At 41.3% G+C, this 6,879-nt stretch carries 8 protein-coding genes; 1 reads left to right on the top strand and 7 read right to left on the bottom strand.

Features of this window, described 5'->3' with window-relative positions:
• Positions 1–126: 126 nt before the first annotated feature.
• The 5 genes from ACFX4L_RS12780 to ACFX4L_RS12760 all read right to left on the bottom strand — a co-directional run bounded on the left by ACFX4L_RS12780 (position 127) and on the right by ACFX4L_RS12760 (position 4,634).
• Positions 127–1,554, bottom strand: coding sequence for a HAMP domain-containing sensor histidine kinase (locus ACFX4L_RS12780; RefSeq protein ID WP_377382589.1), 1,428 nt, complete (start codon positions 1,552–1,554; stop codon positions 127–129).
• Complete coding sequence (locus tag ACFX4L_RS12775; protein WP_061461922.1) at positions 1,544–2,233, bottom strand: response regulator transcription factor; 690 nt, start codon at positions 2,231–2,233, stop codon at positions 1,544–1,546. The genes ACFX4L_RS12780 and ACFX4L_RS12775 overlap by 11 nt, the downstream gene beginning before the upstream one ends.
• 294 nt (positions 2,234–2,527) lie before the next feature.
• A complete protein-coding gene (locus ACFX4L_RS12770; RefSeq protein WP_284471585.1) occupies positions 2,528–3,454 on the bottom strand; it encodes a cation diffusion facilitator family transporter in 927 nt (308 codons plus the stop codon).
• Positions 3,455–3,662: 208 nt separating this feature from the next.
• Positions 3,663–3,791, bottom strand: coding sequence for a hypothetical protein (locus tag ACFX4L_RS12765; RefSeq protein ID WP_284471586.1), 129 nt, complete (start codon positions 3,789–3,791; stop codon positions 3,663–3,665).
• A gap of 99 nt (positions 3,792–3,890) precedes the next feature.
• Positions 3,891–4,634 (bottom strand): metallophosphoesterase family protein, encoded by a 744-nt coding sequence (locus ACFX4L_RS12760; RefSeq protein ID WP_089364436.1) that lies wholly within the window; start codon positions 4,632–4,634, stop codon positions 3,891–3,893.
• A gap of 215 nt (positions 4,635–4,849) precedes the next feature.
• Between ACFX4L_RS12760 and ACFX4L_RS12755 the strand changes: the two genes are divergently transcribed.
• The gene (locus tag ACFX4L_RS12755) at positions 4,850–5,044 is read left to right on the top strand and encodes a YjcZ family sporulation protein (protein WP_377405323.1); all 195 of its coding nucleotides are present in this window, start codon (positions 4,850–4,852) and stop codon (positions 5,042–5,044) included.
• Between the two features lie 27 nt (positions 5,045–5,071).
• On the opposite strand, the gene ACFX4L_RS12750 is transcribed toward ACFX4L_RS12755, so the two are convergent.
• Positions 5,072–5,698, bottom strand: a complete 627-nt coding sequence (locus tag ACFX4L_RS12750; protein ID WP_061465984.1) for a DedA family protein — start codon at positions 5,696–5,698, stop codon at positions 5,072–5,074.
• Between the two features lie 191 nt (positions 5,699–5,889).
• Positions 5,890–6,855, bottom strand: coding sequence for an NAD(P)H-dependent flavin oxidoreductase (locus tag ACFX4L_RS12745; RefSeq protein ID WP_377382517.1), 966 nt, complete (start codon positions 6,853–6,855; stop codon positions 5,890–5,892).
• Positions 6,856–6,879 lie beyond the last annotated feature (24 nt).

Raw genomic sequence — 6,879 nt, 5'->3', positions numbered from 1 at the left:
GGACGTTTCCTTCCAAGGCAGGTCCGTCATGTACAGTTATGGCATGCAATCAGCCAATTGGCTTAATCAGTTAGCATTTACACAGTTCCATAAAAAGGGTTGTCCTATAATGGACAACCCTTTTTTCTATATCTGATCTGCTTTCTCTAAACTAATAGTAAACGTCGTCCCTTGTTCATTACTTTCTTTCAGCACAAGATCTCCCTTTTGCGCTTTGGCAAGCATCTTACTGAATGGCAGTCCCAGACCTAAACCGCGTACCTTCAACTTTTTGTTTTCACCTCGATAGAATGGTTCGAACACATATTGTTGTTCATGTTTTGGGATTCCCCGGCCACTGTCCAGTACATCAATGCAGATTCGTTCTTCACCCGTTTCATAAAGGTGAATCACTATTTCCCCGTTGCCATCAAGTGCATGCCTGGCATTATTCAAAAGGTTAATGACGATTTGCTGCATCCGCAATGAGTCAATTTGACCAAAGACCGGTTCATCAGGAACTTTTATATCAAAAGCGAACGCTTGATCATCCTGGGTCACTTGCCAGCGATAGGCAATTTCCTTGATGAATATATTGATATTCTCTTTCTGCACCCGAATTTTAAAAGCACCTGCCGATATGGCATTATAATTAAGTAAATCCTCTATCATACCTTGTAGACGTTGAGTTTCCTTTAAAGAAATATCGAGGAATTCCTTACTTTGCTCTCCCGTAACGACATCATCCTTAACCGCTTGTATAAGTCCGCTAATGGAAGTGACTGGCGTTTTCAAATCATGGGTTACACCTGCAAGCAATTCCGCCCGCAACTTCTCCATGACTTTCAATCGATTGGTCATTTCCTTAAACGATTCTATCAGTTCATAAATTTCTTCTTCCTTGATTTCCTCTTCCTCTTTAAAATGGATATCATAGTTGCCTTCTCGAACCTGGACAGCGGCGTTAGCTACATCTTGGATTGGCCGCGAAATCTGCCTGGAAAGAAAATAAATGACTCCCGTCCCCAGAATTAGAAGGCCTCCAATCATGATCGCCAACAAGCCATGATCTTGGTTGATTTCCTTCAATGCCCCTTCTTCCTGTGCAATGACGACCCAACCTCTCGTCTCATTGTTAAACGTAATGGGGGATTTGACGACATATACTTTGTTGTCGGAAATCTTGACCTTCTGGACTAACTCCTTATTTTTCATAATGACGTCTGGGAGTTTATTATCATCCGGATCGATATACAATTGAGGCATCGTATAAATGATGCTGGCTTCAGGGTCGACAATATAGATGATTGGCTGTTGGTTCAGATGAAGGATTTTCTCCCTTTCCTCAACAATCTCCGAAAGGACCGGACCAACGACAATCTGACCATTTTCCTTTATCGCCCGATCGGATGTTTCATCAGCTAAGTACTTAAGCAGGCTAAGCCTATATTCCAAAGCTGTTTTTTCCATCCACCACAAGGAAAAAACAGACAATAATATCAAACCTGAAATCAAGGTCAATACGTATCTCTTAGTCCAATAGCGTTGTAAAGTGGTTCTTTTTTTAGTTTTCATAGACACTCAATTGATACCCCAATCCACGCAATGTTTTTATTTCCCCCTCAGTTACAGGCCATGCATCTATCGCCTTCCTAATTCGTTTGATAGCCAGGTCCACCGCACGGTCACTGCCATCATAATCCATGCCCCACACTTGATCGAGCAGCTGTTCTCTCGTGAAAATTTGATTAGGGTGCTTTGCGAAAAAAATGAGCAGCGACAAATCACGCGGCGTCAAGTTAATTTCTTCCCCATCCAAATGCACCATATAAGACTGATCATCGATGGTTAAACTCCCAAACTCATGTACATGATCACCTTCTGCAACAACCGATGAGGATCTTCTTAAAACGGCATGCACCCGGGCCACGACTTCTTCGGCAACAAATGGTTTGGAGATGTAATCATCCGCACCTGACTTAAATCCAGATAATCTGTAATCGACATCGGTAAGTGCAGTCAACATGATAACCGGACATGTATCTTCCTCCCGTATTTCCTTCAATATATCCCAGCCTTCCTTACCAGGCAGCATGACATCAAGCAGGATAAGGTCTGGCTCTGTTTCTTCAAAAACAGGAATGGCCTTTAGTCCATCGTATACTTGGACTACATTAAAACCTTCACGCTCCAAATATGCTTTCAATACCATGGATATGGCAATTTCATCTTCTACTACAAGAATTTTCTTCATATAAGGATTCCCCCTTCCTGAATTATAGTTGAACAATTTTGTATATGCTAATTATTAAAATCATCAGAGCATTTTTCCTCAATCTTACCCTTTTAATGTGTCAGGATTATGTTCGCAGTACAATTCACCAATGTTTTTACTTAGTATTTTCCATAACTTATTATCTACAATCATCTCGATTCATTTTAACAGGATTGGCTTCTAAATATTCTGTAAAATCCTTATGGAAAGGGATATAAAGTTGCTTGTACAAACCACTCTTAAGAGGCTGACTCAAACATGAGCCAGCCCTTTTCAATTACATGTCTCATGTGGATTCGGACAGCCTACTTCCTGTCTTTCCACTTGAATCGTGCTATGTTCAATGCCAAACTGATCGTGAAGAAGTTTTTGCGCTTCTGCTAAAACTGCATCGTGATTACCGCTCGCGTCTATGACAACATGGCAGCTCATTGTCAAAAAACCAGAGGTGATCGTCCAGATATGGAGGTCATGGACTTCGGAAACACTGGCCAATTCCAGCAAGGATGCTTTCACTTCATCCATATCGACTTGGTCGGGTGTGCCCTCCATTAAAATATGGAAAGAATCCCTCACTACCCTAATACCACTGATAATAATTAAAACCGCAACTATGACGCTCGCAATCGGATCTGCTATTCCCCAATCGAAAAAATAAATCAAGAGCGCGGCAGCAATTGCACCCACCGATCCAAGCATATCACCAATTACATGTAAAAAAGCACTTCGTACATTCAAATTGTCTTCCTTATCTCCGCTCATTAAAATCCAAGCCGCAATGATATTGACCAGTAAGCCGATGATTGAAATCATTAGCATTCCCAAGCTTTGCACCTCAGGAGGATCCACGAACCTCTTAATTGCCTCTATGAAAATGAATACGGATATGACGATCAAGGTCAATCCATTCAAACAAGCAGCAATTATTTCAAAACGTTTATATCCATACGATTTCGACGATGTCGCTTTCCTTTCCCCCAACCTTATCGCTGTATAACTAAGTCCTAAAGCTGCCGCATCGCTAAGCATGTGACCTGCATCCGACAGTAAAGCCAGACTATTTGTCATGAATCCCCCAATAACCTCGACTACCATAAATGTGGAGATTAATAAGAAGGATGCCAACAATGCTTTTTTATTATTAGAATGATGGTGGTGTCCGTGCCCATGTTCATCGGAGTGACCATGATGATGTCCCATGCCATTCCTCCTCTCGGATTTGAAACTTATATATAGTATGGGATAAATCCAGAATGGTTTCAAATGATTCAGTTCGCGGGTTCACTGCTGTAATAAGAGTGCTGAAAATAGGTTGGCCGTGACCATTTTGCGTAAATCAAGAATCTGCCATCAACCATTTTAAAGTAAAAATAAACGCTACAGAGAATTCTGCAGCGTTTTTTCCAGTTTACCCTTCCTCTTGCATCGTATCATCGACAATGGCGTGTAAATCTTTATTAAACAATTCATTATTACAGACAAGATCGTGCCGTTCCCTAACTTCTTGCTCTTGACTTACCTGTTCTTTTTCCTTCATACCCTACCTCCAGCTTCATCAATGTTTTGCTATTATCGTATCCCCAGGCATGTACCTTTATGCTCAACACTTCCCCATATTTCATCAATTATTAACGTATTAGGCCTGTTGTCCGCCATGGAAGGCCCGGATAATGAATTCATGCTCGGGAACTTGTAAGCTTTTATACGATAACAGGAACGATGAATTATCATAGTTTACTTTTTCAAGCTTAACCTGTATACCTGTACTTTCAATCGTAACAATGGCATAAGGAGCAACTGGTTCACCATTACAGCCAAGAGACCCTGGGTTAAGAAATATCGTTCGGTCATTTCTAAAAAGGTGGGTAGGGTGATGATGTCCAAATCCAATTAAATCGTGATGATGATCTTTGAAAAGCATTTCTAAATTATTTAAATTCGGTTCAACGATTTTACTAAAAGGATTATGGCTTATGTGCTCATCCAATTTCTTCGATTCCATGTGATAATGTGTGAAGTAAACGGAGTGATCATTAATGATATGCTGTATGGTACGAGGCAATTTCTCCAGTTTGGTTATGAAATTCCGATGCATTCTTTCAGCTATCCATTCGTGATGCTCCTTTACATGAATATGACCGTCCGGATGAGGCTCCCCGTTAATGATGGCCAGGACCGCTTCATCATGATTTCCAGTTATCATCGACAAATCATTTCGTGCAAATAATAGTTCAAGGACTTCATTTGTATCCGGGCCAATCCCAACCATATCTCCTAAACAATAGATATGATCTATATCGTCCCTTTGATCAATAACTCTTAAAACGGCTTTTAACGCTGAAGCATTACCATGCACATCCGTTATAATGGCCACTTTCATGACTAAGTTCAGCTCCCTTCCCCCATAATCTGCATGGTATATTATAACATTTTAAACGAAATCAAAAAAATATTCGGGCTTATTCCCCTGATTTGCTAACGCCCATTTTTTATGAATAAGCAAACACTTCGGCCTATAATACATAGTATGAAGTATTCCCGGTAAGATGTTTTGCTAGGTATGTAATTCCATAATATGTATGAGGAGGAAATTGAATGGGTGGACATAGAAATGAATGTTGTGACGACGGTTGCGGCGGTTTCGATAACGGGTTTGCACTGCTGATCGTATTATTTATCTTGTTAATTATCATTGGATGCAGCTGTGGATTCGGCGGCGGCGGCTACGGTGGCGGCTACGGTGGCGGCTATGGTGGCGGCTATGGTGGCGGCTACGGTGGATTCTGCTAATAATAACATAATGAAAAAGGCGCCTGATCATGGCGCCTTCTTTGTTATTGATTGACTTAGTTTTTGTCTTTGCTTTTGATTTTGAGTCTTCATAATGAACCAAATGACTATAACTGCGATGGGGATAAGCAAGAAATTAGCATATTGTGAAAAGATGGCTCCTGCCTGCTCCCATTTCGGCCCTAACTTATACCCTAGATAAACATAAATGCTTGTTACAGGAAGCATCGCCATATAGGTATATAAAATGAATTTCCAAATACTCATTTTCAATATTCCGCATGGCAGCGAGACAGCGGTACGAATTCCTGGTACAAAACGTCCAAAGAAGGCAATTCCCCCACCGTACCTTTTAAAGAAGCGGTCAGCCTTGTTCAACTGCTCATCTTTGATCAGAAAGTATTTCCCAAACTTTAAAACAAGCGGTCTCCCGCCATACTTACCTAAAGCATAAAGCGTCAAAGGGCCCGTTACCCCACCAAGCGAACCGGCAAGTATAGTCAAATATAGATTCATATCACCTTGATAAACCCAGTATCCGGCCAGTGGCAAGACTATTTCAGCAGGAATGAATTCAAAAGTCAAAGCTAGCAGCACACCGAAATAGGATAAAGATTTAAACGCTTCAATCATATCCATTATTAAAGTTTCCATGGAGGTTTCCCCTTTTCTACCTTTTATTACATATGAAAAGGGGTACTCCCAAATTGAATACGGCACCCCATGATTTCAAAAAGTTCATTTTCCATTGTATCACAAATTCACTCACAATCTTCCATAATGTAAGTTTTCGGTAGTTTACCATGGGAATCAATAATGATCAGATTAGTCCCTTCCGCTAGTTCTCAAATCATAAAGGGGGTGGAAAGGCTGCTCAATCCATCCTCCATTTGTTTTTTTGCATCTTTCATCATGCCATCAAGTAATTCCTTAACCGTGGGTATATTGTCAATCAATCCGGCAACCTGGCCGCTGTTCATAAAACCATTGTTAACATCCCCGTTCATTGCACCATTAATATGATGGACTTCTGAGGTCATTTCACGATAATTCATAGGGGACAGTCCTTGTTTTTCCAAATCCAGAACTTTTTCCGTGTATGGGTCCTTCAATACTCTTCTGACCTGTCCAACGGATCTGCCCAATATAAACGTATCATCCCCCATCGCATCGATTAATTTCTGTTTATATGATGGATGGAACGGTGCCTCTTGTGTAGCGATCAGCCTGGTTCCCAACTGGACCCCTGAAGCTCCAAGCATCAATGCAGCTGCCACCCCCTGTCCATTGCCGATTCCGCCAGCTGCCAAAACTGGCAGCGTCACATGCTTGCTAATTTGCGGAATGAGTGTAAAGGTCGTCAATTCCAGGTTCGAATTGATGCCGGCAGCTTCAAACCCTTCTGCAACCAACACATCGGCCCCTGCAGCTTGCGCTTTTTGCGCGTGCTTGACCGATGCAACGATGGCTATCACTTTTATATTCTTTTTTTGCAATATTGGAATGAAAGGGGCAGGATTTCCTGCAGATAAGGATACTACAGGTATATCATGCTTAAAGACAAGATTGATTAACTCATCTGTATATGGACTAACATTGATTGGAATGTTCAATGAGAAATTGCTATTGGTTTTACCTTTGGTTTCGAGAATGATGGCTTCTACCTGTTCGGGATTCATGGTACCGCACCCTATTGTCCCTAGGCCCCCTGCATTGGATACTGCTGCCGCAAGGCTTGCATTGCTTATATTCCCCATGCCGCCTTGAATAATTGGGTATTTTATTGAAAAAAGTCCACAAATATATTTCACTTTAATCCCTCCCTGTCCAATTAA

This window comes from Peribacillus sp. YIM B13482 (assembly GCF_042787975.1).
GTDB lineage: Bacteria > Bacillota > Bacilli > Bacillales > DSM-1321 > Peribacillus > Peribacillus simplex_A.
Note: the sequence above shows the minus strand (reverse complement) of the source record. Positions and strands in the feature narration are given on the sequence as shown.

Bases quoted from the DNA above. Each gene is read 5' to 3' on its own strand.
- ACFX4L_RS12780 (WP_377382589.1), bottom strand. From the start codon at position 1,554: ATGAAAACTAAAAAAAGAACCACTTTACAACGCTATTGGACTAAGAGA.
- ACFX4L_RS12775 (WP_061461922.1), bottom strand. From the start codon at position 2,233: ATGAAGAAAATTCTTGTAGTAGAAGATGAAATTGCCATATCCATGGTA.
- ACFX4L_RS12770 (WP_284471585.1), bottom strand. From the start codon at position 3,454: ATGGGACATCATCATGGTCACTCCGATGAACATGGGCACGGACACCAC.
- ACFX4L_RS12765 (WP_284471586.1), bottom strand. From the start codon at position 3,791: ATGAAGGAAAAAGAACAGGTAAGTCAAGAGCAAGAAGTTAGGGAACGG.
- ACFX4L_RS12760 (WP_089364436.1), bottom strand. From the start codon at position 4,634: ATGAAAGTGGCCATTATAACGGATGTGCATGGTAATGCTTCAGCGTTA.
- ACFX4L_RS12755 (WP_377405323.1), top strand. From the start codon at position 4,850: ATGGGTGGACATAGAAATGAATGTTGTGACGACGGTTGCGGCGGTTTC.
- ACFX4L_RS12750 (WP_061465984.1), bottom strand. From the start codon at position 5,698: ATGGAAACTTTAATAATGGATATGATTGAAGCGTTTAAATCTTTATCC.